General features: G+C 58.8%; 27 protein-coding genes. 15 read left to right on the forward strand and 12 right to left on the reverse strand.

Annotated features, from left to right (window positions below; genetic code table 11):
- Window positions 1-36: 36 nt before the first annotated feature.
- Entirely contained in the window at window positions 37-984 is a 948-nt protein-coding gene (gene speB / locus ACR0NN_RS00450; RefSeq protein ID WP_170718625.1) for an agmatinase, read from the forward strand.
- A gap of 57 nt (window positions 985-1,041) precedes the next feature.
- A complete protein-coding gene (locus ACR0NN_RS00455; protein ID WP_170718627.1) occupies window positions 1,042-1,443 on the forward strand; it encodes a DUF1499 domain-containing protein in 402 nt (133 codons plus the stop codon).
- Here ACR0NN_RS00455 and ACR0NN_RS00460 read toward each other — a convergent pair.
- A complete protein-coding gene (locus ACR0NN_RS00460; protein WP_170683607.1) occupies window positions 1,369-1,671 on the reverse strand; it encodes a hypothetical protein in 303 nt (100 codons plus the stop codon). The genes ACR0NN_RS00455 and ACR0NN_RS00460 overlap by 75 nt on opposite strands.
- A gap of 62 nt (window positions 1,672-1,733) precedes the next feature.
- On the opposite strand from ACR0NN_RS00460, the gene prfA reads away from it, so the two are divergent.
- The 3 genes from prfA to ACR0NN_RS00475 all read left to right on the forward strand — a co-directional run bounded on the left by prfA (window position 1,734) and on the right by ACR0NN_RS00475 (window position 4,450).
- Window positions 1,734-2,789, forward strand: a complete 1,056-nt coding sequence (gene prfA / locus ACR0NN_RS00465) for a peptide chain release factor 1 (RefSeq protein WP_170720147.1) — start codon at window positions 1,734-1,736, stop codon at window positions 2,787-2,789.
- Complete coding sequence (prmC, locus tag ACR0NN_RS00470) at window positions 2,786-3,643, forward strand: peptide chain release factor N(5)-glutamine methyltransferase (protein ID WP_170718629.1); 858 nt, start codon at window positions 2,786-2,788, stop codon at window positions 3,641-3,643. The genes prfA and prmC overlap by 4 nt, the downstream gene beginning before the upstream one ends.
- Before the next feature lie 228 nt (window positions 3,644-3,871).
- The gene (locus tag ACR0NN_RS00475) at window positions 3,872-4,450 is read left to right on the forward strand and encodes a DUF4167 domain-containing protein (RefSeq protein ID WP_170718636.1); all 579 of its coding nucleotides are present in this window, start codon (window positions 3,872-3,874) and stop codon (window positions 4,448-4,450) included.
- Window positions 4,451-4,509: 59 nt separating this feature from the next.
- Here ACR0NN_RS00475 and rsmA read toward each other — a convergent pair whose 3' ends face one another.
- The 5 genes from rsmA to lptG form a co-directional block, all read right to left on the reverse strand.
- A complete protein-coding gene (gene rsmA / locus ACR0NN_RS00480; RefSeq protein WP_170718638.1) occupies window positions 4,510-5,352 on the reverse strand; it encodes a 16S rRNA (adenine(1518)-N(6)/adenine(1519)-N(6))-dimethyltransferase RsmA in 843 nt (280 codons plus the stop codon).
- Window positions 5,353-5,433: 81 nt separating this feature from the next.
- Window positions 5,434-6,399, reverse strand: coding sequence for a 4-hydroxythreonine-4-phosphate dehydrogenase PdxA (gene pdxA / locus ACR0NN_RS00485; RefSeq protein ID WP_170718643.1), 966 nt, complete (start codon window positions 6,397-6,399; stop codon window positions 5,434-5,436).
- Window positions 6,396-7,649 carry a peptidylprolyl isomerase gene (locus ACR0NN_RS00490; protein WP_170718645.1) on the reverse strand — a complete coding sequence of 418 codons (1,254 nt, stop codon included), beginning with the start codon at window positions 7,647-7,649 and terminating at the stop codon, window positions 6,396-6,398. The genes pdxA and ACR0NN_RS00490 overlap by 4 nt, the downstream gene beginning before the upstream one ends.
- Entirely contained in the window at window positions 7,640-9,805 is a 2,166-nt protein-coding gene (locus ACR0NN_RS00495; RefSeq protein ID WP_170718647.1) for an LPS assembly protein LptD, read from the reverse strand. Before ACR0NN_RS00495 ends, ACR0NN_RS00490 begins: the two co-directional genes overlap by 10 nt.
- Window positions 9,805-10,905 carry an LPS export ABC transporter permease LptG gene (gene lptG / locus ACR0NN_RS00500; protein WP_170684220.1) on the reverse strand — a complete coding sequence of 367 codons (1,101 nt, stop codon included), beginning with the start codon at window positions 10,903-10,905 and terminating at the stop codon, window positions 9,805-9,807. Before lptG ends, ACR0NN_RS00495 begins: the two co-directional genes overlap by 1 nt.
- A gap of 220 nt (window positions 10,906-11,125) precedes the next feature.
- Here lptG and ACR0NN_RS00505 point away from each other — a divergent pair, with 220 nt between their 5' ends.
- From ACR0NN_RS00505 to ACR0NN_RS00515, 3 genes are read left to right on the forward strand one after another with little or no spacing between them, the layout of a single operon-like run.
- A complete protein-coding gene (locus tag ACR0NN_RS00505) occupies window positions 11,126-12,592 on the forward strand; it encodes a leucyl aminopeptidase (protein WP_170718649.1) in 1,467 nt (488 codons plus the stop codon).
- A 6-nt stretch (window positions 12,593-12,598) separates the two neighbouring features.
- A complete protein-coding gene (locus tag ACR0NN_RS00510) occupies window positions 12,599-13,057 on the forward strand; it encodes a DNA polymerase III subunit chi (protein WP_170718652.1) in 459 nt (152 codons plus the stop codon).
- A gap of 30 nt (window positions 13,058-13,087) precedes the next feature.
- Window positions 13,088-14,134: an aldo/keto reductase gene (locus ACR0NN_RS00515; RefSeq protein WP_170718654.1), complete on the forward strand. Its 1,047-nt coding sequence runs from the start codon at window positions 13,088-13,090 to the stop codon at window positions 14,132-14,134.
- A gap of 75 nt (window positions 14,135-14,209) precedes the next feature.
- Here ACR0NN_RS00515 and ACR0NN_RS00520 read toward each other — a convergent pair whose 3' ends face one another.
- A complete protein-coding gene (locus ACR0NN_RS00520; RefSeq protein WP_170718656.1) occupies window positions 14,210-15,196 on the reverse strand; it encodes a GlxA family transcriptional regulator in 987 nt (328 codons plus the stop codon).
- A 132-nt stretch (window positions 15,197-15,328) separates the two neighbouring features.
- Between ACR0NN_RS00520 and bcoG the strand changes: the two genes are divergently transcribed.
- Together bcoG and ACR0NN_RS00530 are read left to right on the forward strand one after the other, a co-directional pair.
- Entirely contained in the window at window positions 15,329-16,246 is a 918-nt protein-coding gene (gene bcoG / locus ACR0NN_RS00525; RefSeq protein WP_170718658.1) for a 3-dehydrocarnitine:acetyl-CoA trimethylamine transferase BcoG, read from the forward strand.
- 63 nt (window positions 16,247-16,309) lie between these two features.
- On the forward strand, window positions 16,310-17,791 hold the full coding sequence (locus tag ACR0NN_RS00530) for a carnitine 3-dehydrogenase (RefSeq protein ID WP_480683691.1): 1,482 nt from the start codon (window positions 16,310-16,312) through the stop codon (window positions 17,789-17,791).
- A 66-nt stretch (window positions 17,792-17,857) separates the two neighbouring features.
- On the opposite strand, the gene ACR0NN_RS00535 is transcribed toward ACR0NN_RS00530, so the two are convergent.
- Window positions 17,858-18,040, reverse strand: coding sequence for a hypothetical protein (locus tag ACR0NN_RS00535; protein ID WP_008756037.1), 183 nt, complete (start codon window positions 18,038-18,040; stop codon window positions 17,858-17,860).
- A gap of 76 nt (window positions 18,041-18,116) precedes the next feature.
- Window positions 18,117-18,983: a helix-turn-helix domain-containing protein gene (locus ACR0NN_RS00540; protein ID WP_170718663.1), complete on the reverse strand. Its 867-nt coding sequence runs from the start codon at window positions 18,981-18,983 to the stop codon at window positions 18,117-18,119.
- Window positions 18,984-19,090: 107 nt separating this feature from the next.
- Here ACR0NN_RS00540 and ACR0NN_RS00545 point away from each other — a divergent pair, with 107 nt between their 5' ends.
- From ACR0NN_RS00545 to ACR0NN_RS00555, 3 genes are read left to right on the forward strand one after another with little or no spacing between them, the layout of a single operon-like run.
- On the forward strand, window positions 19,091-19,294 hold the full coding sequence (locus tag ACR0NN_RS00545; protein ID WP_170683622.1) for a DUF2061 domain-containing protein: 204 nt from the start codon (window positions 19,091-19,093) through the stop codon (window positions 19,292-19,294).
- A complete protein-coding gene (locus ACR0NN_RS00550; RefSeq protein WP_170718666.1) occupies window positions 19,287-20,189 on the forward strand; it encodes a fatty acid desaturase in 903 nt (300 codons plus the stop codon). The genes ACR0NN_RS00545 and ACR0NN_RS00550 overlap by 8 nt, the downstream gene beginning before the upstream one ends.
- A gap of 21 nt (window positions 20,190-20,210) precedes the next feature.
- Window positions 20,211-21,113, forward strand: a complete 903-nt coding sequence (locus ACR0NN_RS00555; RefSeq protein ID WP_170718668.1) for an EamA family transporter — start codon at window positions 20,211-20,213, stop codon at window positions 21,111-21,113.
- On the opposite strand, the gene ACR0NN_RS00560 is transcribed toward ACR0NN_RS00555, so the two are convergent.
- The 3 genes from ACR0NN_RS00560 to ACR0NN_RS00570 form a co-directional block, all read right to left on the reverse strand.
- Complete coding sequence (locus ACR0NN_RS00560) at window positions 21,110-22,462, reverse strand: DEAD/DEAH box helicase (RefSeq protein ID WP_170718669.1); 1,353 nt, start codon at window positions 22,460-22,462, stop codon at window positions 21,110-21,112. The genes ACR0NN_RS00555 and ACR0NN_RS00560 overlap by 4 nt on opposite strands.
- Before the next feature lie 183 nt (window positions 22,463-22,645).
- Entirely contained in the window at window positions 22,646-23,551 is a 906-nt protein-coding gene (locus tag ACR0NN_RS00565) for a glycosyltransferase family 2 protein (RefSeq protein WP_480683693.1), read from the reverse strand.
- A 41-nt stretch (window positions 23,552-23,592) separates the two neighbouring features.
- Window positions 23,593-25,197 (reverse strand): peptide chain release factor 3, encoded by a 1,605-nt coding sequence (locus tag ACR0NN_RS00570; RefSeq protein WP_170718674.1) that lies wholly within the window; start codon window positions 25,195-25,197, stop codon window positions 23,593-23,595.
- A gap of 109 nt (window positions 25,198-25,306) precedes the next feature.
- On the opposite strand from ACR0NN_RS00570, the gene ACR0NN_RS00575 reads away from it, so the two are divergent.
- On the forward strand, window positions 25,307-25,669 hold the full coding sequence (locus ACR0NN_RS00575; protein ID WP_170718676.1) for a nuclear transport factor 2 family protein: 363 nt from the start codon (window positions 25,307-25,309) through the stop codon (window positions 25,667-25,669).
- A 71-nt stretch (window positions 25,670-25,740) separates the two neighbouring features.
- Entirely contained in the window at window positions 25,741-26,520 is a 780-nt protein-coding gene (locus ACR0NN_RS00580) for an SDR family oxidoreductase (protein WP_170718684.1), read from the forward strand.

A 26,520-nucleotide genomic window follows, 5' to 3' on the forward strand; every position in this document is an offset into this window, starting at 1 on the left:
TATCTGCTTGTTGAGGCACCGGATCGGAGACATCACATGACCCAATACAACCAACCCATTGGTGGCAATGATCTGGCACGGTTTTCGGGGCCGAATACGTTCATGCGTCTGCCACAGGCCTCATCGCTGGACGGGCTGGATGTGGCGATCCTGGGGGTTCCGATGGATATCGGCACCTCTTGGCGGTCGGGCACACGGTTTGGACCCAAACAGATTCGCAGCGAAAGCGCGATGATCCGGCCTTATAACATGGCCAATGGGGCGGCGCCGTTTGACCACTTGCAGATTGCAGATATCGGGGATTTGGCGATCAACACCTTTTCGCTGGCCGATAGTCTGAAGATCATCAAGGACAGTTATGACGGCATTCTGGCGCAGGGCGTGATCCCGGTTGCGATGGGTGGGGATCATTCAATTACCCTGCCGATCCTGCGAGCCATAGCGGCCAAACACGGGCCGGTAGCGCTGGTGCATGTGGACGCTCATGCGGACGTGAATGATGAGATGTTCGGCGAGCGCGAAACTCACGGTACGGTTTTTCGCCGCGCCTATGAGGAAGGCCTGATTGTCCCTGACAAGACTTTCCAGATCGGAATTCGTGGTTCGGGTTATGCCGCCAGCGACTTCTCCGAGGCGCAGGGTTGGGGGTTCCGCCAGTATCCCGCATGGGAGCTTTGGCAGCAGAACCTGACCGAGATTGGTTCACTTATCCGCAAGACGGTTGAGGATCACCCGGTCTACATCACCTACGATATCGACAGCCTCGACCCGGCTTATGCACCGGGCACTGGAACGCCCGAGATTGCAGGGCTGACGACGCCGCAGGCGCTGCAGCTGATCCATGCGCTGGCGGGCATGAACGTGGTGGGCTGTGATTTGGTCGAGGTGTCTCCGCCCTATGATCCGTCGGGCAACACGGCTCTGACGGCGGCGAATCTGCTGTTCGAGATGCTGTGCATTCTTCCCAGCGTGACGTCACGATAGGGGTGATGGCTACGCCCGTCACGGATAGGGTTGACGCGAGTTGGACTGGACGGGCTGATGAAAATGGCGCTTTGGCTTTTGATAGCAGTGGTGATCGCGGTGGGCGGATATATCCGCTTGGCGCCGTCTGACCCCACGCGTTGGCATGTGGCACCGCAGGGGGCTGAGCGAGACATGCGGCGCGGTGTCGTTCGAGTGGTCGAAACCGGCCCGGACGGGTTGGAACGGCTGGATGCGATTGCTCGTGCAGCGCCGCGCACCACCGTACTGGCCGGGTCGGTCGGAGAGGGGATGATCACGTATATTACCCGCACAAAACTTTTCGGTTTTCCCGACTACACCACTGCTCAGCAAGACGCCGAAACGCTGCGAATCTACGCTCGGTCAAGATTTGGTCGGAAAGATTTCGGCGTCAATCGGGACCGGATCACCCAATGGCTTGCTGTGCTGCAGCCCTGACGACAAACATCCCTCTTGCACCTCGCGCCACATGGGTACGTTCAGCGACATCTGGCATTGGGCCATGAACATGCGGCCGTCGACCTGCAGGCAGATCATCTCTCCCAACTCCACGCGACTGCCGGATTTGTCGGTGCAATAACAGTCCTGCACCTTGCCTCCGGGGCCAACAACGTCGGCCATACCGGGTGCGGCGCAGAGGGTCAGAATAAAGATCAGACGTTTCATACGTCAAACCTAGCACAAGGCGGGGCCTTGACCAAAGCCCCGGATTGTTAGACACCGCCCGGATGATCCCCGAAGAACGCCTTGAACAGATAACCCAGCGATTCCAATACCTCGAAGCAGCCATGGCAGATGGTGCCTCGGGCGGCGATATTGCGGCTTTGGCCAAGGAGTATTCCGACCTCAAGCCGGTGGTCGATCAGATCATGGCGTGGCGTCAGCTGGTCGGTGATTTGGCTGAAGCCGAGGCAATGCTGTCTGATCCCGATATGAAGGAACTGGCCGAGGAAGAGATACCCGAACTGCAGGCGCGCATCCCCGAGGCCGAACATGCGTTACAGCTGGCCCTATTGCCCAAGGATGCTGCAGACGCGCGCCCAGCGATGCTGGAAATCCGGCCTGGCACCGGAGGGGATGAGGCCGCGCTGTTCGCCGGAGACCTGCTGCGCATGTATCAGCGATACTCCGAGGCGCGCGGTTGGCAGTTTGAGATCATCGAAGAGCAGGCCTCGGACCTTGGCGGGATCAAGGAGGTGGTGGCCCATATCAAGGGTGATAACGTTTTTGCGCGGATGAAATACGAATCCGGTGTCCATCGGGTACAGCGCGTGCCTGAAACCGAAAGCGGCGGGCGCATTCATACATCGGCGGCGACCGTGGCGGTTTTGCCCGAGGCTGAGGATGTCGACATCCAGATCGACGCGAATGACATTCGGATTGATACGATGCGGAGCTCCGGCGCGGGCGGGCAGCACGTTAATACAACGGATTCGGCAGTACGGATCACACACTTACCTAGCGGCATTGTGGTAACCAGTTCCGAGAAATCCCAGCACCGTAACCGCGAGATCGCGATGCAGGTGCTGAAGACGCGGCTTTATGATCTGGAACGACAGCGGATTGACAGCGAACGCTCGGCAGATCGTGCCAGCCAGGTGGGATCCGGTGATCGGTCAGAACGGATCAGGACCTATAACTTCCCGCAAGGCCGCATGACGGATCACCGCATTAACCTGACGCTCTATAAGCTGGATCAGGTGATGCAGGGCGATCTGGATGAGGTGATTGACGCGCTGACGGCGGATGATCAGGCCCGGCTGTTGGCCGAGATGTCCCAATGATTGCGGCGCTGACAGCGGCTCAGGCCATGGTTGCCGCGACCGCGCGTTTGCGGGCAGCGGGTGTACCTGATCCTGCGCGGGATGCACGGGTTTTGCTAGCCCATGCAGCGCGGATTGAGGCCAGCCGGGTGACCTTGATCGCGCCCGAGGAACTGCCGGTTGATATCGCGGAACGCTATGATCAGTTGATCTCACTGCGGGCTATCCGAGTGCCGGTGTCGCATCTGTTGGGCGAGCGTGAATTCTATGGCCGCCGGTTCCGGGTCAGTCGCGATGTGCTGGACCCGCGCCCCGAGACGGAAGCGCTGATCGAGGCAGCGCTGAGCGAGCCGTTTGACCATGTGCTTGATCTGGGTGTGGGCTCGGGCTGTATTTTGATCACTCTGCTGGCGGAGCGGGCCAGCGCCTCGGGCATCGGGGTGGACCTGAGCGAAGCGGCCTGCCTGCAGGCCAGCGCAAATACGGTTCAGCATCAGGTGCAGGCGCGGGTGGAGATTCGGCAATCCAACTGGTTTGAGAACATTGCGGGTCAGTTTGACCTGATTGTTTCGAATCCGCCATATATCTCGGCAGAAGAGATGGACGCGCTTTCCCCGGAAGTGCGTGAGCATGAGCCGCGCATGGCGCTGACGGATGAGGGCGATGGGCTGGATTCTTATCGCCAAATTGCGGCATCAGCCCCCGATTTTCTGATCCCCGGCGGACGCATTCTGGTTGAGATCGGGCCAACGCAAGGTGCTTATGTCTCGGCGTTATTTGACGCGGCGGGTCTAACCGGTACGCAGGTAATCCCCGATCTGGACGGACGGGATCGCGTCGTGGGGGCCAGAATGCCGCCATCCAAAGGAATCTGAGGCTGAAAAGTGCCGATAGATGTAAAAAAGCTGCGACAATTGTGAGAATCCCCTTGTCTGAGCGCTCAGGACATGTTTACTCAGGATTAGTCGGCGAGGTTGACGCTGTTTCAGCGCACCCCTGACGCCAAGCCCAAAAAGTCGATAGCGCGTAACGGCACAAAGCCACTGAGCAGCGTTAGATACGGGCTGATCGACAGTGAATTGATAAGGCTGACGTAAAGTAAGATGAGATCTTCCAAATCCCGCTCGCGGGCCAAGAACAACCGCAATCGCCCTTCTGGCGGCAACGTCGTTAACCGGGTTTTTGACAGCTCGGGTCCTGAAGGCAAGGTTCGTGGCACGCCGCAGCAGATCATTGATAAGTACAATCAACTGGCCCGTGACGCGCAGTTGTCGAATGACCGCGTGGCGGCTGAAAACTTTCAGCAGCACGCCGAGCATTACCTGCGCATGCTGAGCGAAGCGCAGCGCGAGATTGAAGCGCGCCGCGAAGAGCAGGAGCGCCAGAACCGCGAACGCCAGGCCGAGCGTGACCGTGAACGCGCCGAGCGTCAGGAACGCGAAGCGGCCCGTCAGGCGGACCCGGCAGAGGCTCCGCAGCCCGATGTGATGGATTTTGCCGCGCCTGAGGCCGCGCCTGAGAGTGGCCTGGTCGAGACGCCGGAAAGCAAAGAGGCCGAAGCCCCCGCGCCGGAGAAAAAAGAGAAGCCTGCGCGAAAACCACGGGCGCGCAAACCGAAGGCAGCGCCTGCGGCTGAGGAGACGCCCGCGGATACAGGTGATGCGCCTGAGGCGGCTGAATAAGTTTCCATAAGAGTATCGTGAAACAACGAACCCCGGGCATTGGCCCGGGGTTTTTTCGTTCAGGTCTTCCGAACTTCTCGGGCCAGCGCGCAGAAGGCCTCGAGCGATATCTGCTCTGCCCGGTCGGTTGGTTTGATGCCCGCAGCCCGCAGACGGTCTTCGATATCCGGTGCGACCCCTTTGAGCGAGGCGCGCAGCATTTTTCGGCGCTGATTGAAAGCTGTGGCAACGACGCGTGACAGGGTAGCAGCGTCTGCCGGGTAACGCGGTTCGGGCAGCGCAGTCAGATGGACCACGGCGCTGGAGACTTTGGGGGGCGGGGTAAAGGCCCCGGGTGGCAGAGACAGGGCAATCCGCGCCTCGGATCGCCACTGGGCAAGGATGGCCAGGCGGCCATAGGCTTTGCTGCCGGGCTGGGCGACGATACGCTCGGCCACTTCGCGCTGGAACATCAGGGTCAGGCTTTGCCAGAAGGGCGGCCATTCGGGTGGTGTGAGCCAGCGGACCAGAAGTTCCGTCCCGACATTGTAGGGCAGGTTGGCAGCCACGCGGATGGGCTGGGTGAGGTGCGCCAGCGGATCGATTTCCAGCGCATCGCCATTGATCACCTCAAGCCTGCCCGGATAGGCGGCGGCGATTTCGTTCAAGGCAGCGATACAACGGGTGTCTTTTTCCACCGCCACCACTTTGCGGGCACCTTCGGACAGTAGCCCTCGGGTCAATCCGCCGGGGCCTGGGCCGATTTCGAGCACATCGCATTGGGTCAGGTCCCCAGCCTGACGCGCGATCTTGGCGGTCAGGTTCAGGTCGAGCAGAAAGTTCTGGCCCAGCGATTTGCGGGCTGAAAGCTGGTGGGTTGCGATGACCTCGCGCAGCGGGGGAAGGGAGTCGATGGCGCTCATGTTCTTACCGTCGCGCGGGTTGCGGGGAGAGCGCCAGAGATTTCTTGCCTCCGGCGGGGATATTTTGGGCCAGATGAAGCATTAGCGGGATTGGGTCATACGCTGGGCGAGTTTCAGGGCCTCGATCAAGCTGGTTGGGTTGGCGATGTCTTTGCCTGCAATGTCCAGGGCGGTGCCGTGATCTGGCGAGGTTCGGACGAAGGGCAAGCCCAGCGTGACGTTGACGCCGCGATCGAAATCCAGCGTTTTGATCGGGATCAGCGCCTGATCATGATACATCGCTATTGCGGCATCATACCGGGCGCGGGCGGCTGCATGGAACAAGGTGTCCGCCGGGTGGGGGCCCGTCACTGTATAATCGGTGGGATCAAGACCGGCGATCAGCGGCGCGATCCAATCAAGCTCTTCCGTCCCCATCTTTCCGCCTTCACCCGCGTGGGGGTTGAGGCCTGCGATGGCGATCCTGGGGGTGGAGATACCAAATTGGTTGCGAAGGCCGTTTGCTGTAATCTCGATGGTCTCGAGCAGCAGTTCTGGGGTCAGCGCACTGGGGACTTGCGACAATGGGATGTGGATGGTGGCGGGAACCACGCGCAGTTGAGCGCTGGCCAGCATCATCACCACGCGTGAACGGCCTGCCAACGCGGCAAGAAACTCGGTATGGCCGGGGAATGCGAACCCGGCGCCGTCGATAAGCGCCTTTTTATGGATCGGGGCCGTGCAGAGCGCGGAGGCCGCGCCAGATTGGACCAGTTCAACGCCTTGTTCGATCGAATCGATGACCGCCACGGCATTGGCTGGATCGGGGGTACCCGACGTGTTCGGCGCAGGAAAATCGACATGCAGAACGGGCAGGGCCGAAGCGCTGGCTTCTATTGCTTCGGCGGGTGAGCCAATCCTGACTGCGGGAGTGCTGGAGGGCAGATGTGATGCGTCACCGATGTAGAAAAAGGGGCAGGTGTCGCGCAGGGCTGCCCAGGCTTTCGCTGCAATTTCAGGACCGATCCCAGCGGGTTCGCCACAGCTTAGCGCAATTGGGGCTGTCATTGTTCGATGATGACTGCGTCAGCCCTCAGCTGTTCCAGCAGACTGTCGGCAAGGGCTTGCAGCCGTTGCTGTGTCAACGCGTTTGCGATGTCGACGCGGGTGGTATCTTCGCCCAGATCGCGGGTCCGGTTGCACAGCATCAGGTACATCAACGTCTGACCATTGTTCCGCGTGAGCGTCGCCGACGCCTCGTTCGGATCAAGCTTGGCCAATTCCAGCGCTACATCACGTGGGATTTCGGACGGGCTTGAGGTGATGCGGTCCAACACATCAGGGGATTGATCTTTGGCGAGGCCATAGAGATCATCGCAGGTATCAATTTCTTCCTTCAGCTTTTCCGCCCTGGCAAGCGTGTCTGCACTGCGACCACCAGGCAGGTAATAGATGGCATAGTCGATCTCGGAATAGGTCGGGGCGCCGGCAGGAGTTTCGCGGATGCCGCGCATTTGGAAGAGGGCCACGGCATTCGGTAGGGTCAGCGGCGTCGTGATCTCACCAATGTTGAGGCCCAGAATCACGGGCTGCAGCGCTGGTGGAAGATTAGTGAGCGGCAGCCATTCCAAGCGACCCCCATCTTCGCGTGTTGCCGCAGCGGAATATTGAGCTGCGGCGGACGAGAAGCTTTCCTGATCCTCAAGCAGAGATATTTCTTCGGCCAAGGCCTCTGCCTGCGCCAGTGTCTCGGGTGTCACCGGAATAATGATCTCGGACAGCAGAACCTGCAGCCCGCCACCACCACCCTGACCCAAGGCGCGATTGATCTCATCTTCCGAGGGGCGGGCCTGAGACAGGAAACGCGCGCTGACATAGTCGCGCCAGGACAGTTGGTCGGCCACGAAATCGCGCACAGTCTCATTCGAAACGCCCGCCTCATTGAGCAGTCGCAAGAACTCTTCGCTGCTCAGGTCGCCGCGTGAAGCAAATTGATCGATCCCCGCCTGGACATCTTCAGGCGCGGCCTCAATCCCGGCATCGCGCATGGCCTGTTTGCGAAGACGGTCGTCAATCAGCGCCCGGCGCACGTCGGTTTCCGAGCTTCCAGGAACGCCGAGCAGTTCCAGAAACTGCTGGCGTTGCTGCAGTTCATACCAGGTTACGATGTCCTGATTGACGCGGATTGCAGGCGAGAAAAGGCTTTGTGCAATCGCCTGAGGTGCGGCCAGAGCCATAAGCGCGGTGGCCAGCAACGGTAGGGCCGATCTGCGGCAACCCGAGCGAAGAGATTTTGTGAAACCTGAGATCAACTGCATCTTCTCTTAAACTTCTGTCCATCGCCTTCGACGGAATACCCTGTCAGGGCAACGGTAAAGCCGAATTCTGTCGAAGGCTCAATACTTGATGTTGAGGTAAACCGCCGGTTGACGTTCACATTTACCTGCACACACTCGTTTTCGTAGGTCACACCGAACCCAAGGCGGAGCGGTTCGGATTCGCTGAAATCATAACGTCCGCTGGCGCTGGTCAGCCAGTTCTGATCGACTCGGTAGCGCCCAGCAACCCGAAATTCTGATATTTCGTCATTGTTTGCCTCGGCCGGATCGGGTTCCAGCCAGATATAGCCACCGGAGATGACGGTGTCTCCTTTGACCCACGATGCGCGAAGTTCGGCCTTGGTCACGCTGAAATCGCTGTTCAGCAATCCGCGGGCGGCAAGGCTGAGCCCCCTGCCGTTGTTCAACTGCCCGGCAAGCAAAAGGTCTGACGTGGTGCCCTGAAGCCCCGACGTAAGGGTAAAGTCCGGATCAGCGTCAGATCGGAAGACTTGTCCGATGGTCGCCAGAGCACGCCAGCCATCGGCGTTGTAGCGCGACCAGTTCAACCCAACCACAGCCGTTGTTCCATCTTCGCGACGGTCGGGGGCGGGGAAGCGCGACAGGGCCAGAAGGTTGCCCTGATCAAATTCCTGAAACGTGCTTTCGTCGTTGGGCAGGTCGTTGTCGGAAACATGCGTCCAGCCAATTTGCGCAATTGGTTCAAGAATTTGCGTGGCACCACTCTGCTCACGCCGCAACATGGGATAGCGCAGCGTGAAAGCCGCACGTGGGGTCGAACGTGTTATATTGTTCGGGAAACTGCTGTCATTGCGAATATTGAACGTGTCAACCGAGGCACCAACCAGCGCTTCGGCGCGCAAACCGGTTGCAAATGTCCAGTTGCGCAACCATTCCGCATCAAACGTGGCACGCGCGACGTCGCGGCCCACAATATCCTCGTCGCTGGTACGTGTATGGGTGTGACCGTCAAAGCTTAGCTCTACTTCACCGCCTAACGCATTGGGAAAGAAACGTTTGCGGTAGTTGATATCAAAGATGCGGGAGGGGATTTCGTCCTGATTTTCGCTGTCGCGGAGGGTTTTGTAGTGAATGAAGCTGGTTCTGAAGGCGGTATCGCGCTTGATCCGTTCAAGTGCGATTTCACTGCGCAAACGGTCGAAATCAGGCAAGCCATAGTCGGCGAGATAAGAATCGTCCGAAGTTGTCTTGATATCGAATGTCAGCCGATATCCGTTCCCAAGGGCAAATCGCCCGTCTGCGAAGAAATATCCGCGATCCCGACCGGGTTGAACATCGTCACGCGTGAAGGCCCCTTGCAATCGGATGCGCCCCCGTTTGAAGGCCTGTCTGTATCGGAGCCCAAGTGTCCGGGTTTTGGACGAAAAATAAGGCGTTACGGTCAGATCCTTGTGATCGCCGATCTTGAAGAAATACGGGACCTGAAGGCCAGTACCCAGCTGTGAAGTGGTGCGGATAGACGGCACAAGAAAGCCGGTCGCCCGTTCAAGCGTTGGATCAGGCAGGCGCAAGGTGGGAAAATAGAAGACCGGTACATCCAGAATCCGGAACTGCGCGCCCTCAAAATATAGCTGCCGCTCTAACTGGTCGTGGGTCACTTTTCGGGCGCGTATCTGCCAGAGAGGCGGGCGGCCATCCGCACAAACGTGGCACGAGGTTGCCGCGACCTTGCTGAACTGGGTGTATCGCCCCGCTGCGCGTGTGGCCTGGACGGACGCGATCTGAACCTGCTGATCAAACACCATCCGCGCGCCCATCAACAGCCCGTTCTGAATGCCACTATCCAGCTGTGCGGAATCGGCCAGCAGCGTGCTGTTTCCGCCCTGATCGATACGGATCGGACCAACAAGGGTCAGTTCACCAGTTTCGCGATCATAGGTGACGCTTTGTGCCGTAAGCTTCACGTCACCTTGAAAGGCTTCGACATTCCCCTCGGCGACCAATTTGCGATCCGGTGTGATGAATATCTCATCAGCGACCAGCAGGGCGGGTTGATTTTGTTCTGCCGTGGCAGAGCCTTCGTCGGTCCCGCCACTGGTTGATTGCGCCGCCCCAGTCATTGGCAGTGAAAAGACCAGAGCGCTGGAAAGCAGCAAAGAAAGGAGGGGGCGCATCAGCCATCCTCCGCGTGTAGCAGTAGGCCTAAAGACAGTAGAATCCCGGCAAATGGTGGCGCCCAGGCGGAAACGAGAATTGGCAATTGCCCGTTTTCGCCAAGGATTTGCGCAAAGTTTCGTATAAAGTAGATACCGAACCCCAGCAGGACTGCGGTCAGTACAGCGACACCGGTACCGCCAAACCGGACGTGGCGCATGGTGAAGGCAGCCCCGATCAGGACCATCGAGACCAGAAACAGCGGCCGCGCAAGCTGTACTTGCAGCCAGACCTCGTATTGCTTGGTAGAAAAACCGGCCTCGCCCAAATCTTTAATCAACTGTGGTAAATCATAGACCGAGACCGAATCCTTCTGGCCGAGCGTGTCGAGAATACGATCGCGGGTCAGCGTTGTGGGCAGGTTCAGAATCTCGTGGGTTGTCGCGTTTACTTCGGGGTTGAGATCATCCTGAATGGGCCAGATTTTGGCCTGATGCAGGGTCCAGAATCCATCCTCAAGATCAGCTTGCTGCGCCGAGATCTGTTGGTTCGGCTTACCATCAGACGAAAACGTGGTGATTGTCACATCCTGCAGCGCAAACCGGTCGCCGTTGACTGTGCCGGTGGCATGAATCACGGACTGGCCATTTTCTGAACCCTGACGCAGCCACAGCCCTTCGCGGCTGATCGACAGGGCTGAACTGCCCTGATTGCGGTAATCATCGGATAGCCGCTGAAATTCTTCCGACGTCGCAGCGGCGATGGGATTCAGCAAGGCAACCGCAAGCCCGCCGATGACCAGCGCCAGCAAAACAGGTGCCAACAGGGCGCGAATGCCTGAGCGTCCGATGGCGCGGGTCACCACAAGTTCGGAGCTGCGCGCAAGGCCCACGAACAGCGCGATTGTGGCAAGGATCATCAGCAAGGGCAGCATTTCGCTGATCGCGGCGGGTATATTCAGCAGTGTCAGTTGCAGCAATTGACCGAAGGAAAGGCCTATGCCATCGAACCGACGTACCTGTTCGATCAGATCGATCAGGATCATCAGGGTCAGAAAAATACCGCCGATCACAAGAAAGCTCTGGATAAACCGGCGCGCAAAGTAGCGGTCGAGGATCACGCGACAATCCCCATCAGGCCCCGGCACCCGAGAATCACGACCGGGCATGGAATCATGCGCGACGGCCTGTAGCTGCCGATTGATCTCACGTTCTCTCCCCCGAGGCCTGCCGTTATTTTCGCGCGACCATAATGCAATTGCCCGGCGGGGAAAACTGCTATCTGGTCAATGGGGGCTGCGCGGGCTAGGTCTTGGGCAACGCATTTTTCAGGAGAATGATATGAGCAGTCTTGCGCCCGTCCGTTTCACCCCCTTTGATCTTGATGCGATGGCGCAGGCCGAAGGGCGGGTGGCCATTCTTATTCCCGCCGATGGCAAGATGAGCCCCGCCGCGCGTCGGGCCAATCGCCTGACCAAGGGCGCTGTTGCACGGCTTGTCGAAAGCGAGCGGTTCAGCAAAGCCAAGTCAGGTAATGTGATCTCGCTGGCTTGGCCTGCCGGAATGGCGGCCGAAGCGTTGGATATTCTGGTCCTGCCGCGCCGTCCTGATTCTGAAGAGGCGCGCAAGGCTGGGGCCAATCTGGCGAAAGCTGCTGCGGGCAAACCTGTTCTGATCATGGCCGCCAATCACGCGCGTATCGAAGAACTGGCCTTGGGTATGGTGCTGCGGACCTATGATTTTGATGTCCACAAGACCAAGGAGGCCGATCCGGCAGGCGAGATCACCATCGGTCATTCTAAACCGGAAGAGGCCGAGGCCACATTTGCGCCGCTCTATGCCGTTGCAGATGGCGTCCGCATGACACGCGATCTGACCAATGAGCCCGCGAACGTGCTGACAACAACCGAGTTCGCGGACCGGCTGGTTGAGATGGAATCGCTGGGCCTGAAGGTCGAGGTTCTGGAAGAGGACAAGCTGGCCGAACTGGGCATGCGCACGCTGTTGAGCGTCGGGCAGGGCTCGGTCAGCCCGTCGAAAGTTGTGGTGATGCAGTGGGATGGCGGCGACAAAGATGATGCGCCGCTGGCCTTGGTCGGCAAGGGCGTGGTGTTCGATACTGGGGGTATCTCGCTGAAACCTGCGGGCGGCATGGAAGACATGACCATGGATATGGGCGGCGCCGGCGTTGTCGCCGGAACCATGCGGGCGCTGGCCAAGCGTAAGGCCAAGGCAAACGTGGTGGGGCTGGTGGGGCTGGTCGAAAACATGCCGTCAGGCAATGCTACCCGTCCTGGTGATGTGGTCACTTCGATGAAAGGCGACACGGTTGAGATCATCAACACCGATGCCGAAGGCCGCTTGGTTCTGTGCGATGTCATGTGGTACGCGCAGGATCGGTTCCAGCCTGTGGGCATGATCGATCTGGCTACGCTGACGGGCGCGGTGATCATTGGCCTCGGGCATGAGAATGCCGGGGTCTTCTCGAACAATGACACGTTCTGCGACGCCTTCCTGAAATCAGCCAAGGCCGAGGATGAGGGCGCATGGCGGCTGCCCTTGGGAGAAGGCTATGACAAACAGCTTAAATCGCGCATCGCGGATATGAAGAACGTGGGCGGACGGCCTGCGGGTTCGATCACCGCAGCACAGTTTCTGCAGCGGTTCGTGAAGGAAGAGACACCGTGGATACACCTGGATATCGCAGGCGTGGCCTCGGTGTCGTCCGAGACGTCTTATGCGCCGAAAGGGGCCACTGGTTGGGGCGTCCGCGCGCTGAGCAGGTTCGTGCAAGACAATTTCGAGTAATCCAAGATGGGAGCCGTCTATTTCTACCACCTGACCCGTCAGCCGTTGGAGCACACATTGCCTGTGCTGCTGGACAAGGCGCGGCAGGCCGGGTGGCGGATTGCCGTGCGGGGTGTTGATCCCGCGCGAATTGATTGGCTAGACGAAAAGTTGTGGCTGGGGCCAGAAGAGGGGTTCCTGCCGCATGGGCGAGAAGGCGGTGCGCACGATGCCGCGCAGCCGATCTTGCTGACGACCGGGCCTGAGGCCGCCAACGGCGCAACCTGCGTCATGGCGGTTGATGGTGCACGGGTTGAAGCCGAGGAGGTCTCGGGCCTTGAGCGGGTCTGTATTCTGTTTGACGGGAATGATCCGGATGCGGTTCAACGTGCGCGCGGGCAGTGGAAAGAGCTGACCGGGGCGGGGTGCTCGGCACAATATTGGTCAGAAGAATCAGGACGTTGGGAAAAGAAGGCCGAGGCGTAATCGGCCAAATGATTTCAAGGGAGATTTAAGATGCAAATGAAGCCTTTGGGCCGAACAGGGATTATGGTGTCTGACTTATGTTTAGGCACGATGACATTTGGCACTCAGACCTCGGAAACCGAGGGGCACCGCCAGATGGACATGGCATTGGCAAATGGGATCAACTTTGTAGACGCGGCTGAGATGTATCCGGTCAACCCGATCTCGGCCGAGACGGTGGGGCGGACCGAAGAGATTCTGGGCAACTGGAATGCGGCCAACAAGTCCAGACGTGGGGACTATGTGCTGGCAACCAAGCATTCGGGCGAGGGGTTTGTGCACGCACGCAATGGCGCGCCGATATCGAAAGAGACGATCCCCGAGGCCATCGAAGGCTCGCTTCGGCGGCTGCAGACGGATTGCATCGACCTTTATCAATTTCATTGGCCCAATCGCGGCAGCTACATGTTCCGCCAGAACTGGGATTTCGCACCAACCGGGCATAACCGCGATGAGGTTGTGGCCGAAATGCAAGAGAGCCTGATCGCGCTGCAGGCACAGGTCGATAAGGGTAATATTCGCGCCTTTGGCCTGTCGAATGAAAGTGCCTGGGGCACAGCGCAATGGTTGCGCGCATCCGATGAGGTTGGCGGGCCGCGAGTCGCGTCGATCCAGAACGAGTATTCGTTGCTCTGCCGGTTGTTCGATACCGATCTGGCCGAGTTGTGCCTATTCGAAGATGTCGGATTGTTGGCCTTTTCGCCTTTGGCCGCCGGATTCCTGACCGGCAAATATCAGGGTGGCGCGGTGCCCGAGGGATCGCGTATGTCTCTGGTCCCTTCGATGGGCGGACGCAATTCGGATCGTGTGCTTGATGCGGTGGCAGCCTACCTGGAGGTCGCCGAACGGCACGGGTTGGACCCGGTGCATATGTCATTGGCGTGGTGTCAGAGCCGCCCGTTCATGGGCTCGACCATTTTTGGTGCGACGACCGTGGCGCAGTTGGAGCATATTCTGGCAGGCAAGGACCTGGTGTTGCCACAGGATGTTATGGACGAGATCAGCGCGGCGCATAGAGCTTTTCCGATGCCTTACTAAAGGGGTGGGGGCTCTGCCCCCGTCGCCTTTGGCGACTCCCCCGGGATATTTATGGCCAGATGAAGCAGGATCCCGTTAGTGATGGGTGGGTTGCGTTCGATCTTGCCGGAGATCGCGCGCCGAAAGGCCATGGGCGGTGCGGAAAGCACGGGCGAAGCTGGATTGCGAGGCAAAGCCTGTTGCAAGTGCCACATCCATCAGCGGCATGTCGGTATCGGTGACCAGACGGCGGGCCTCGGCCAGTCTGAGCTGCAAGTAGTGATCCTGTGGGGTTGTATTCAGACGCAGGCGGAATTGTTGCTGTAGGGTACGTGTGCTGGTGCCCAGGGTGTCGGCGATATCAGCCAGTGGCAAAGGTTCGTCCAGCGAGGATTCCATAAGGGAATTGGCCTTGGCCGTGAGTGCTGTGTGGCGGTGTGGGGCGCCGGTGCGGCTTTGCGGTTTTGAAGGCTGCGAGGCACCCTCGTAGAGGAACAGGCCTGAGACGCGGGCGGCAAAACCTGCACCATGGCGGGCCGCGATGATGTGGAGCATCATGTCGATGGCCGGGACAGCCCCGCCCGAGGTCAGGCGGTTTTCAGAGACGGTGAACCGGTCTGGGCGCACATCGACATTTGGGAAGCGTGCGGCGAAGTTTTCCAGATCCTCCCAATGGGTCGTCGCTGCATGGCCGTCGAGCAGACCAGCCTCGGCCAGAAGCCAGGGGCCGCCATCGATCCCGGCGATGGCAGCACCGGTGGCGGCGATGCGGCGCAGTCCGGCGAGAAGGCTTGGTGTTGCGTGGCGCGCCAGTTGGAACCCCGCGACGACGATCATCAGATCGCATCCTTGAAGACGGGCCAGCGGGATGCCTTGTACATTCAGAGCGCTTGTCAGCATCGCGGGCTCTGCCGTGGCTGTGACGTAATCCCAGTCAAACGCTGGTCGATCCGCCAAGCGGTTGGCCGCGCGCATTGGATCGACAGCGGCGGCAAAGCTGAGCGTGTTGCATTCATCCAGCACCAGAACCGCCGTATTCAGGGCGCGATGTTCGGGCTGCAATATGTTTTTTGCGGATTTCATCAAGTCTGATTCGCATTCTGCCAAGTGGTTTGGCTAAGGCTGCGTCAGAGTTGGGATTGACGCAAATCGGAATCCGGGGAGAAGCCTGGGGAAAACCCATGGTAGAACCGGGTATAAGCTGGGGATAACACCATGCCTTTAGAAATGAACCGCGAAGTCTTTATCACATGTGCCGTGACCGGGTCGGGCGGGACGCAATATCGCAGCCCTCATGTGCCACGCTCGCCCAAGCAGATTGCCGACAGCGCGATTGCTGCCGCCAAGGCGGGTGCAGCGGTGTTGCATTGCCATGTGCGCGACCCCGAGACCGGCGCGCCGTCTCGCGATCTGGCGCTGTACCGTGAAGTCACGGATCGCATTCGCGATGCCGAAGTAGACGCGGTGCTGAACCTGACCGCAGGCATGGGTGGTGACATGGTGTTTGGCGGAGTTGAGAACCCTCTGCCCTTGGCCGAGGCCGGAACTGATCTGGTGGGCGCGACTGAGCGGGTGGCGCATGTGGCGGAGTGTCTGCCGGAAATCTGCACGCTGGACTGTGGCACGATGAACTTTGCCGAGGCCGATTACGTGATGACCAATACGCCCGGTGCGCTGCGGGCAATGGGGCAGATGATGACTGATCTGGGTGTGAAGCCTGAGATCGAGGCGTTTGACACCGGCCATCTTTGGTTTGCTAAGCAGTTGGTGAAAGAGGGCGTGCTGGACAGCCCCGCCTTGGTTCAGCTTTGCATGGGGGTGCCCTGGGGTGCGCCCGATGATCTGAATACCTTTATGGCGATGGTGAATAACGTGCCTGAGGATTGGACGTTCAGCGCGTTCTCGCTGGGGCGGAATGAGATGGCGTATGTGGCGGCCTCGGTTCTCGCAGGCGGCAATGTGCGGGTTGGACTGGAAGATAACCTTTGGCTTGAGAAGGGCGTTCTGGCTGAGAACTGGCAATTGGTGGAACGCGCGGGCAACATCATCGAGAATATGGGAGCGCGCGTGATCGGGCCGCAGGAAGTGCGTGAGAAACTGGGGCTAGTGAAGCGGGCGCCGGCTGCGAAGTAAGTGCGGATTGGGGGCCAGCCCCCAAACCCCCGGGATATTTTTGGCCAGATGAAGAGGCGGATCGTGGGCGAAGAGCAACAAGCAAAAACAGCTGCAATCATAGGTGGCGGTGTTATCGGCGGCGGATGGGCTGCGCGATTCCTGCTGAACGGGTGGGACGTTCGGGTGTTTGATCCAGATCCGGAAGCTGAGCGGAAGATTAGTGAGGTGCTGGCCAATGCGCGGCGCTCCTTGCCGGGCCTAAGTGATGTGCCTTTGCCGCCCGAGGGCGATTTGACTTTTCACGGCGAGTTGGCGGATGCGGTTCAGGGTGCGATCTGGATTCAGGAGAGCGTGCCCGAGAGGATCGACCTGAAACTGAAGGTTTACAAAAGCTTGCAGGAGGTCTGTGAACCAAGCGCGATCATCGGGTCATCGACCAGCGGGTTCAAACCGTCCGAGCTGCAGGAGGGCGCCTTGCGACCCGAGCAGATCGTGGTGACGCATCCGTTCAACCCGGTATACCTGCTGCCTCTGATCGAGTTGGTGCCGACCGAGAAGAACCCGCCCGAAATGGTCGAACGGGCGCAGGGGTTGCTGAGGTCGGTTGGGTTTTTTCCGCTGCATATCAAAAAGGAAATCGATGCGCATATTGCGGACCGGTTCCTTGAGGCGGTCTGGCGCGAGGCTTTGTGGCTGGTCAAGGACGGTATCGCGACGACCGAGGAAATCGACGAAGCGATCCGCATGGGCTTTGGCATCCGCTGGGCACAGATGGGGCTGTTTGAAACCTATCGCGTGGCCGGAGGCGAGGCCGGGATGCGACATTTCATGGCGCAGTTTGGGCCAGCCTTGAAATGGCCCTGGACCAAGCTGATGGATGTGCCCGAGTTCACCGATGAGCTGGTTGATCTGATCGCCGATCAATCGGATGCGCAGTCGGGAATGCACTCGATCCGCGAATTGGAACGTATCCGCGACAACAACCTCGTCGGCATGATGCGCGCGCTCAAGGCGCAAGATTATGGGGCGGGGGCGGTGCTGAACCAGTATGATGCGGCCCTGAAACCGGGGGCGCTACCGACACTGGATGAGGCGGATCTGAGCCAGCCGATTCTGACCCTGGCGCGCGCAGTGCCGCTGGATTGGACCGACTACAACGGCCACATGAACGAGGCCAAATACCTAGAAGCCTTCGCCGCCGCGACGGATCGGTTCATGGAGATCATCGGCTGCGATATGGACTACATCGCCACGGGTGGCAGTTATTTCACCGCTGAAAACCACATCCGGTATGTGCAAGAAGCGCATGCTGGCGCGCGGATTGAGTGCCGTACGCAGATGCTGTTGGGGCAGGGCAAGAAGTTGCATGTCTTCCACAGCATGTACGAAGGCGAGACTTTGCTCGCTACGGGCGAGAGTTTCCTGCTGCATGTCAGCCTTGAAACGCGACGCCCCAGCCCGCCGTCGCCCCAGATCGAAGCTGCGATGGCCCGAATTGCACAGGCCCAGGCCGGGCTGCCTTATCCAGACGGTGCAGGTGCCGCGATCCGTAGGCCGGAATGAGAAACGGATTCAGCCCCCGTCGCGAGGGATCGCGCCGGGGGATAGGTCAAGATTAGGCTTCGCTATTCAGCCCTGATTGGGTCCGCGAATCTGGCGGATTGCACCGCGGACGGCTTGCCAGTCCTGTGCCTCTTGCTGGTTTCCGGCGGCTTCGCATTCGCGCATCTTCTGAGCGGCTTCGGCTTCGGCGCGGTCGCCATGGGCCGTGTACAAGGCACGTGCGTATTGAGCGGTTTTGAGAGCATCCATTCCCGTCATCCTCCGTTTGTGATCGGAATGTCTGTGGGTTCGCGCCAATGGACTATACTACAGCTTACGGTCCGGGTCATGCCCCAGAGATTTCGCCCCGCAATTGGCGCAGATGAGCGGGGAAATCGCGTGCAGTCATGTCTGCCTCGCGCACCAGACGGTCGAAATGGAGCGTAAACACTTCGATCCGGTCGCGGTCACGGAAGGCCATATAGTGACTGCCAGCATAGAACACACATAAGAGCGGGCCGAATATCGTTACAGGGGCCGAATAAAGCCTTTTCGCATCAAAGAGATAGATGCGCAGGCGTGGGTAAAGCTGTTCGCAAAGTTGCAGCAGGTGATCGATCTGATCCAGCCGGTCCTGAAGGGGCAGGCCTTCGTAATATCCGGTCGCATGCGCAAAGCTTTGGATTTCGAACAATGGCATCGCGATTTCATAGTCGGACTGCGCACTGCGCATCCACGCGAGGCGGTCCGCCGAGGCCCCGATGGCCTGATCCGCCGTGCGCCCCAGGTGCGGGGCATATTCCCATTCCAGCACCGCGCGGGTTTTGAGCATGTCGGGCAGGGCAGCGGGGACATGGCGAATCTTGTAACCTGCGGCCTCCTGATGCCATTCAAAGATGCGCTCATCCACCAGCGCGCGGGCGGCCTCGGTCAGGGTCAGCGAACTGGCCAGCAGTTCCGCCGCGCTTTCTGGCCTGTCCGAGAGCCCAAGCAGCCAGTCGGCCGAGACCCCAAGCGCCGAGGCACAGCTGCCGACCACATGGGCATTCGGCAGGCGTGCACCCGCACCGGTCAGCAATTGCGACACGGTGGAGCGATCAACACCGATGCTGCGCGCCAACGCGCTTTGACTGATGCCTTGGTCCTGCATGGCGCGCGTCAGTCGCTTGCGGAAGCGTGAAGATCGGTCGCGTTTGTCGATTTTTTCAAGCATGTGGTGATAAATAACATCATTGTTGAGAATTGTTAATCATATTCAGAATTCCCGACCCATGGGTCTGTCTGTAACGCTGATGTTACAAAACAAGAATGGGGTCTGGAATGGAAACGCGACGCAGGTCGGTCGTGAAGGCGCTGGTGTGGAATGCGATGGGGCTGGCGATGATGACGCTGGTTGGTTTGATCGCAACGGGTTCAGCCGCGCTTGGGGGGATGGTGGCACTGGTCAATACGGCCATAGGCTTGACCTTATACGTGATTTACGAACGCGTTTGGGCCGGAATTTCGTGGGGTCGGAATGGCTGAGCCGGTCACACCCAAATCACCCGAATGGGTGACGTTTGCCCTGATCGTGGCGTGTTATTCCGCTTGGCTTGGTGCGATATATTGGCTGGCGGGCATATCATTGTGGCTAGCGATCCCTTTCATGGGTCTAGTGGCCTCGTTGCATTCATCGTTAACGCATGAAGCGTTGCATGGGCATCCGTTCCGTCAGAAATGGTTGAATGAAGCGCTGATGGCGCTGCCGCTCACCTTGTTCATTCCGTTCAACCGGTTTCGGGACATGCATTTGGCGCATCACTGTGATGCTAACTTGACCGATCCTTACGATGATCCTGAATCCAATTACCTCGACCCACAGGTTTGGGCGTCTCTGACAGGGTGGCAAAGGCGGATGTATCAGGTGAACAACACTCTTCTGGGGCGGATGGTACTTGGGCCCGCAATCGGGCAGGTGGCATTCTTGCGGGATGAACTGCGGGGAGCAAAGCGTGGAGATCGTGCGATTCTGTTGGCATGGGCGCTGCATATCCCTGGCGTTGTTGCGGTGCTTTGGGTCGTCGCGCTTTCGAACATGCCGATCTGGGCCTACGTCTTGTCAGCTTATATCGGGCTGGGGTTGGTCAAGATTCGCACGTTTTTGGAACATCGCGCGCATGAGAAATCTCGCGCTCGGACGGTGATCGTCGAAGATCGGGGCCTCTTGGCATTTCTGTTTCTGAACAATAACCTGCACGTAGTTCATCATATGAATCCGTCGGCACCATGGTACAGATTGCCTGCGCTCTACCGCATGGGCAAAGAACGGTATCAGGCCTGCAACGAGGCGTATGTTTACCGATCCTATGCGCAAATTTTCAGGGAGTACTTCTGGCGCGCCAAGGACCCGGTAGAGCATCCGCTCTGGCCAAAGCCTTGATTTGACGACAAAAGGGAAGCCATGAGTTTATGGATTCCCGTCACCATCGCAGCCGCATCGTTCCAAACGGTGCGGTTTATGCTGCAGAAATCACTGAGCAGCACCAAGCTCTCAGCCGCCGGGGCGACATTCGCGCGATTTGCCTATTCGATGCCTTTAGCCCTGCTGGGACTTCTCATAGCGTTGGGCGCGACCGGGTACGAACTGCCGACACTGACGGCGAAGTTCTGGATCTTTGCCGTCATCGGCGGGCTTTCACAGATATTGGCCACGATTTGCGTTGTGGCCTTGTTCAAACAGCGTAATTTCGCTGTCGGGATAACGTTCAAGAAAACCGAGGTAATTCAAACCGCTATTGTGGGGTTCCTCATCCTTGGCGATCAGGTTTCGACCGGGGCGCTTGCAGCAATTTTGCTTGGGCTGATGGCTGTCCTGTTGTTGTCAAAAACACCCGGTGGCAGCGGGGCTTGGTGGCAACATCTGACAAACAAGGCCTCGCGCCTTGGACTTGGGTCAGGTGTGTTGTTCGCCTTTTCTTCGGTCAGCTATCGCGGTGCCTCATTGCAATTGGGCGATATCGATGCGTGGTTCCGGGCGCTTGTGACACTGGCCGCCGTGGTGACGTTTCAATTCCTCAGCATGTGGCTTTGGTTGCTTTGGCGGGACAGGGCCGAGCTGCGCGCGGTGTGGGAAACACGCCGGACCGGCGTTTTTGTCGGCCTGACCAGCCTTTGTGGCTCGTTCTGCTGGTTCTTTGCCTTTACGCTTCAGAATGCGGCCTACGTAAAGGCCTTGGGGCAGATCGAGCTGATCCTCAGCCTGTTGGCCTCGCTGCTGTTTTTCCGTGAAACCATCACCCGGCGCGAGATCGCCGGGATGACTTTGCTTGGCCTGTCGATACTGGCGCTTGTTCTGACGATTTAGCTTGCGCGACGCTCGTCAAAGCTGAGTGCGATAAAGCTGGGCATGTGATCGCCCATGCCCACAACAGCCGGCCCGCTATCTTCACGACGACCACGGCCACGGGATTTGGGCTCACGCTCTTTCCGGCTTTCGTTTTTCTTACTGTCCGCGGTCTTGGCCTTTTTCTCAGGCTTTGGCGCTTCGGGCTTGGGCTCGTCTGCCTTGACCGGATTGTCGATGCGCGGAATGTCTTTCTGAATCAGGCTTTCGATCGCGGCCAACGCCTTTTCATCGCGGCCCGAGCAGATCGTGATCGCCTTACCCTCGCGCCCAGCACGACCGGTGCGGCCGATGCGGTGGACGTAGTCCTCGGCATGGCCGGGAACGTCGAAATTGAACACATGGCTGACCGAGGGGATATCCAGACCCCGTGCCGCAACGTCCGAGGCCACAAGCAGCCGCAGTGATCCATCGCGGAATCCGTCCAGTGTTTTCATTCGCTGCGACTGGTCCAGATCACCATGAATCGCGGCGGCATTGTAGCCGTATTTCTTCAGTGATTTGGCGCAGATATCCACATCCGTCTTGCGGTTGCAGAAGATGATGGCGTTGGTGCATTTGTCACCTTCGGCATCGATCAGCGCGCGCAGGGTTTTGCGTTTCTGGCTGGCCTCACGATCCCGACGACCGCCTTTGAACATCACCACGCCCTGTTCGATGGTTTCCGAGGCGGTGGCCTGACGCGCAACTTCAACCCGGGTTGGGGCTGACAGGAAAGTGTCAGTGATCCGTTCGATCTCAGGCGCCATGGTGGCCGAGAAGAACAGCGTCTGGCGGGTGAATGGCGTCAGCGAGAAGATGCGTTCAATATCGGGGATAAAGCCCATGTCGAGCATCCGGTCGGCCTCATCCACAACCATGATCTGCACGCCGGTCAGCAACAGCTTACCGCGTTCGAAATGGTCCAACAAACGGCCCGGGGTGGCGATAAGAACGTCAACACCGCGATCAATCAGAGCATCTTGCTCTTTGAACGAAACGCCGCCGATCAGCAGCGCTTTGGTCAGCTTGAGGTGCTTGGCGTAGGTGTCGAAATTCTCGGCCACCTGTGCTGCCAGTTCCCGCGTCGGGCACAAGACCAACGAACGAGGCATCCGCGCACGGGCGCGCCCGCGGGCCAGCAGGGTGATCATTGGCAGTGTGAAGCTGGCGGTTTTGCCGGTGCCGGTCTGGGCGATCCCCAAAACATCGCGCCCTTCCAGCGCGGCTGGAATTGCGCCTTCCTGGATCGGTGTCGGAGTTTCGTATCCGGCTTCCTCAATGGCTTTGAGGACCTTCGGGTTCAGGTTCAGTTCGTTAAACTTTGTCATGTATGTCCGGTTCAAGCGGACACTAGACCTAGCCCGCGCGTCAGAAAATGCCGGGCCCGGATGGCCATGCGCCCCATGCGCGTTTCGGCTGTGGCGCGGGCATAACAAAAACGTGGGGCAGGGTCAAATGAAGTCAGCTTAACCTGCTCCATATCCGCCGGTAGCAGGGATTTCCGCAACAATTCAGATGCTTCCGGGAAAGTGTTTCGCGACTTTACGGTCCAGATCCAGCGGGCGGTGGCGGATCATGTCATTATCTTCAAGCCGTTCCAGAACTTCAGGGTCAGCGGCACTGATTTCATCGTAGAATTCTTTCAGGCCATCGACCCCGTATTCGGTTTCCAGAAGGGTGAACAATTCGAACCTATCTAGCGCGCCGATCTTTCGCGGGCGATCCGGGCTGGCCTGGTACGAGCCGCGTTCAAGGCGGAAGCGGTAATGCGCCAGCCAATGCCCCCAATCGGGAGCGTGGCGGTGGCAAAGATCGATCTGCGGCAGCTCGGTTCTGACTGGAAGAAACTCGCCGTGCTGATAGAGGTTGTGGATGCGGTCGCTCAGTTTTTTCAAACCACCGCGCACGAACAGCTTGCCCTGAATATGGCTCATGAAACCGGCCAGAACATAAGCGCCGAAATTCGGGTAGAGCGTTTCGACCAGCGTCTGCCGGTTGTTCCCTTCGGGAATGAAGGCTTTGTAGAGGTCTTGCCCACCCGCGAGCGCTTCAATCGGGCGGACACGGACGGCGGGGATATCTTCGGGAACGTTGCGCAGCAAATCGGGGATCGGGGACATCGGCCACAAAAACTCATCCACGTCGATATGAGCGATCCAATCCAGATCGGTCCGGTTGTAGATCAGATTCGCGTTCGAGGATTGCCGGACCTGATGTTTGTCCGGCCTTTCACGCCCGCGCCGTTTCCAGAACGCAGCATCGCAGGTGCGCACCCGGATCCGAGGATGTTCGCGCAGGGCGGTGATGTCACCCTGAACGGGCTCGTCCAGAAATATGTGAACTCGGTCCACCCCGATATCGAGGTGGTGGGCGGCAAAGCGCAGAATATCCTCACGCGGGGCGCGGATGGTGGTCACAATTCCCCATGTGGTCTTTTCTGAATTGGCCGCAGATTCCGTCAGGTCATCATTTCCTTCGTCGCGGTCAGGTTCAGCGCTGGATAGTCACGAACCACCCGGTCGATATCCCATTGCAGACGCGTCAGATAGACGATGTCGCCGTCATGGTCATGCGCGATGTGCTGCTTGTTGGCGTTTACGAATTTGTCCACCGCCAGCTTGTCGCCACTGACCCAGCGGGCCGAAGTGAACTGAGACGCCTCGAACCGAACGGGCAAGCCGTATTCCATCTCAATCCGGCTGGCGAGCACTTCGAATTGCAGCGCGCCGACGACGCCAACAATAAAGCCCGATCCGACAGAGGGTTTGAATACCTTTGCCGCACCTTCTTCGGCGAACTGCATGAGGGCCTTTTCCAGATGCTTGGCCTTCATCGGGTCGCCCGCGCGGACGGTCTGCAGTAGTTCCGGTGCGAAGGACGGAATACCGGTGACTCGGATTGCTTCGCCCTCGGTCAGAGTATCGCCGATGCGCAGTTGGCCGTGGTTGGGGATGCCGATAATGTCGCCCGCCCAGGCCTCTTCGGCCAGTTCCCGGTCTGAGGCGAGGAACAGAACAGGGTTAGAAATCGCCATCGGCTTTTTCGACCGCACATGGGTCAGCTTCATGCCACGCTTGAAATGGCCCGAGGCCATGCGCACAAACGCCACCCGGTCACGGTGTTTGGGGTCCATATTGGCCTGAACCTTGAACACGAACCCAGCAACTTTCTTTTCATCCGGCGCGATCTGGCGGGGTTCAGCGGACTGAACCTGCGGCTGTGGACCGTAAGCGCCGATGCCTTCCATCAATTCCTTGACGCCAAACGAATTAATGGCAGAGCCGAACCAGATCGGGGTCATATGGCCTTCCAAAACGGCTTGCGGGTCCAGCGCAGGCAGCAACTCGCGTGCCATCTCAACCTCTTCCAGCAATTTCTCAAGCAGATGCTCGGGCACGTGTTCGGCCAGGTTGGGGTCATCCAAACCGTCGATCTTGATGCTCTCGGCCACTTTGTTGCGGTCTGCGCGGTCCATCAGTTCCAGCCGGTCGCGCAGCATGTCGTAGCAGCCGATGAAATCTCGACCCACGCCAATCGGCCAAGCGGCAGGCGTCACGTCTATGGCCAGCATTTCCTGAATTTCGTCGATGATCTCGAACGTATCGCGGCTTTCGCGGTCCATCTTGTTACAGAAGGTCAGGATCGGCAGATCGCGCAGGCGGCAGACCTCGAACAGTTTCTGCGTCTGGCTCTCCACACCTTTCGCGCCGTCAATCACCATCACAGCAGCGTCTACTGCGGTCAGTGTGCGATAGGTATCCTCGGAGAAATCCGAGTGGCCGGGCGTATCCACCAGATTGAACCGGAAGTTGCCGTAGTCGAACGACATCGCTGAAGCCGAAACCGAGATACCGCGATCCTTCTCCATCTGCATGAAGTCCGACCGCGTGCGCCGCGCCTCACCTTTGGCGCGGACCTGACCGGCCATCTGGATCGCGCCGCCGTACAGCAGAAACTTTTCGGTCAGCGTCGTTTTGCCTGCATCTGGGTGCGAGATGATGGCGAAGGTCCGGCGCCGGGCGATCTCGGGCGGCAGGGTGGGTTGGTTCGAGGTATCAAGCATATTCGCGCGTATAGGCGGGGAATCCTGCCGAGGCAAGACAAAGGGGCTGGTTCGAATCATGTGGCTATGGCAATAAGAACATATAGTGAACAAAATATGGAGTGGACCAATGAATTTGAAAGAAATCGCTGACGAACTGGTCGCAGGATGCCGAGAGAACAGGGCCAAAGAAAACCTTGAGAAACTTTATGCAGCTGATGCTGTCTCGGTCGAAGGGCAGGACTATGCGGGCATGGGGCGCGAGACGCATGGCCTTGAGGCTATTCGCGGCAAGCATGACTGGTGGGAAGGGGCGCATGAGGTATCGGGCGCGTCGGTCAGTGGTCCTTATCCGCATGGTGACGACCGTTTTGCCGTGATCTTTGAGGTTCAGGGCAAGGTCAAGGAAACCGGTGAAAGCTTTGATATGAAAGAGGTCGGTGTCTATCACGTTGCCGACGGCAAGATCGTCCGGGAAGAGTTCTTCTATTGATTTGACGATCCCATTCTGGCCTTCCTTGCCGGGCCGGTGCTAGATGAGTGGCAAGGTTAGGGAGTGTCAGAATGGACTTGGGAATTCGCGGAAAACGTGCGCTGGTTTGTGCCAGCAGCAAAGGTCTGGGCTTGGGTTGCGCCGAAGCGTTGGCCGAAGCAGGTGTTGACCTTGTGATGAACGCGCGCGGTGCCGAAGCGTTGGAGGCCGAGGCCACGCGCCTGCGGTCGTCATATGGAATTGCAGTGCAAACTGTTGCTTGTGACGTCACCTCGTCAGAGGGCCAGGACAAGGTCATAAACGCTGCACAGAATGTTGATATCCTTGTGACAAATGCGGGTGGTCCCCCTCCAGGCCTGTGGTCGGACTGGGATCGTGAGGATTTCATCAAGGCATTGGACAGCAATATGCTGACACCTATCGCGTTCATGAAAGCGTTGCTGCCAGCAATGATCGACAAAGGTTGGGGGCGCGTGGTGAACATTACTTCTCAGTCCGTCCGTGCGCCGATTCCGGCCTTGGGATTGTCCAATGCCGCACGAACCGGTTTGACCGGATATGTTGCAGGCACTGCTCGGCAGGTTGCGCCATTTGGGGTGACAATCAATAATCTGCTACCGGGTATTCACGCGACCGATCGTGCGGATGTTTTGGACGGTGGCGTATCTGCGCAAACGGGGATTTCCATCGACGAGGCGCGCGCGCAACGCGCAGCTACGATTCCGGCCCGCCGCTATGGGACGCGGGAGGAGTTCGGCGCAACCTGCGCGTTTCTTTGTTCGCAGCAAGCTGGTTTTATCGTCGGGCAGAATATTCTGCTGGACGGTGGATCAAACAATCTGACGATGTAG

The organism is Ruegeria sp. BA2 (assembly GCF_056539605.1).

What these genes read in the sequence shown, in the direction of transcription:
- speB (WP_170718625.1), top strand. Translation starts at nt 37, where the DNA reads ATGACCCAATACAACCAACCCATTGGTGGCAATGATCTGGCACGGTTT.
- ACR0NN_RS00455 (WP_170718627.1), top strand. Translation starts at nt 1,042, where the DNA reads ATGAAAATGGCGCTTTGGCTTTTGATAGCAGTGGTGATCGCGGTGGGC.
- ACR0NN_RS00460 (WP_170683607.1), bottom strand. Translation starts at nt 1,671, where the DNA reads ATGAAACGTCTGATCTTTATTCTGACCCTCTGCGCCGCACCCGGTATG.
- prfA (WP_170720147.1), top strand. Translation starts at nt 1,734, where the DNA reads ATGATCCCCGAAGAACGCCTTGAACAGATAACCCAGCGATTCCAATAC.
- prmC (WP_170718629.1), top strand. Translation starts at nt 2,786, where the DNA reads ATGATTGCGGCGCTGACAGCGGCTCAGGCCATGGTTGCCGCGACCGCG.
- ACR0NN_RS00475 (WP_170718636.1), top strand. Translation starts at nt 3,872, where the DNA reads ATGAGATCTTCCAAATCCCGCTCGCGGGCCAAGAACAACCGCAATCGC.
- rsmA (WP_170718638.1), bottom strand. Translation starts at nt 5,352, where the DNA reads ATGAGCGCCATCGACTCCCTTCCCCCGCTGCGCGAGGTCATCGCAACC.
- pdxA (WP_170718643.1), bottom strand. Translation starts at nt 6,399, where the DNA reads ATGACAGCCCCAATTGCGCTAAGCTGTGGCGAACCCGCTGGGATCGGT.
- ACR0NN_RS00490 (WP_170718645.1), bottom strand. Translation starts at nt 7,649, where the DNA reads ATGCAGTTGATCTCAGGTTTCACAAAATCTCTTCGCTCGGGTTGCCGC.
- ACR0NN_RS00495 (WP_170718647.1), bottom strand. Translation starts at nt 9,805, where the DNA reads ATGCGCCCCCTCCTTTCTTTGCTGCTTTCCAGCGCTCTGGTCTTTTCA.
- ACR0NN_RS00505 (WP_170718649.1), top strand. Translation starts at nt 11,126, where the DNA reads ATGAGCAGTCTTGCGCCCGTCCGTTTCACCCCCTTTGATCTTGATGCG.
- ACR0NN_RS00510 (WP_170718652.1), top strand. Translation starts at nt 12,599, where the DNA reads ATGGGAGCCGTCTATTTCTACCACCTGACCCGTCAGCCGTTGGAGCAC.
- ACR0NN_RS00515 (WP_170718654.1), top strand. Translation starts at nt 13,088, where the DNA reads ATGCAAATGAAGCCTTTGGGCCGAACAGGGATTATGGTGTCTGACTTA.
- ACR0NN_RS00520 (WP_170718656.1), bottom strand. Translation starts at nt 15,196, where the DNA reads ATGAAATCCGCAAAAAACATATTGCAGCCCGAACATCGCGCCCTGAAT.
- bcoG (WP_170718658.1), top strand. Translation starts at nt 15,329, where the DNA reads ATGCCTTTAGAAATGAACCGCGAAGTCTTTATCACATGTGCCGTGACC.
- ACR0NN_RS00535 (WP_008756037.1), bottom strand. Translation starts at nt 18,040, where the DNA reads ATGGATGCTCTCAAAACCGCTCAATACGCACGTGCCTTGTACACGGCC.
- ACR0NN_RS00540 (WP_170718663.1), bottom strand. Translation starts at nt 18,983, where the DNA reads ATGCTTGAAAAAATCGACAAACGCGACCGATCTTCACGCTTCCGCAAG.
- ACR0NN_RS00545 (WP_170683622.1), top strand. Translation starts at nt 19,091, where the DNA reads ATGGAAACGCGACGCAGGTCGGTCGTGAAGGCGCTGGTGTGGAATGCG.
- ACR0NN_RS00550 (WP_170718666.1), top strand. Translation starts at nt 19,287, where the DNA reads ATGGCTGAGCCGGTCACACCCAAATCACCCGAATGGGTGACGTTTGCC.
- ACR0NN_RS00555 (WP_170718668.1), top strand. Translation starts at nt 20,211, where the DNA reads ATGAGTTTATGGATTCCCGTCACCATCGCAGCCGCATCGTTCCAAACG.
- ACR0NN_RS00560 (WP_170718669.1), bottom strand. Translation starts at nt 22,462, where the DNA reads ATGACAAAGTTTAACGAACTGAACCTGAACCCGAAGGTCCTCAAAGCC.
- ACR0NN_RS00570 (WP_170718674.1), bottom strand. Translation starts at nt 25,197, where the DNA reads ATGCTTGATACCTCGAACCAACCCACCCTGCCGCCCGAGATCGCCCGG.
- ACR0NN_RS00575 (WP_170718676.1), top strand. Translation starts at nt 25,307, where the DNA reads ATGAATTTGAAAGAAATCGCTGACGAACTGGTCGCAGGATGCCGAGAG.
- ACR0NN_RS00580 (WP_170718684.1), top strand. Translation starts at nt 25,741, where the DNA reads ATGGACTTGGGAATTCGCGGAAAACGTGCGCTGGTTTGTGCCAGCAGC.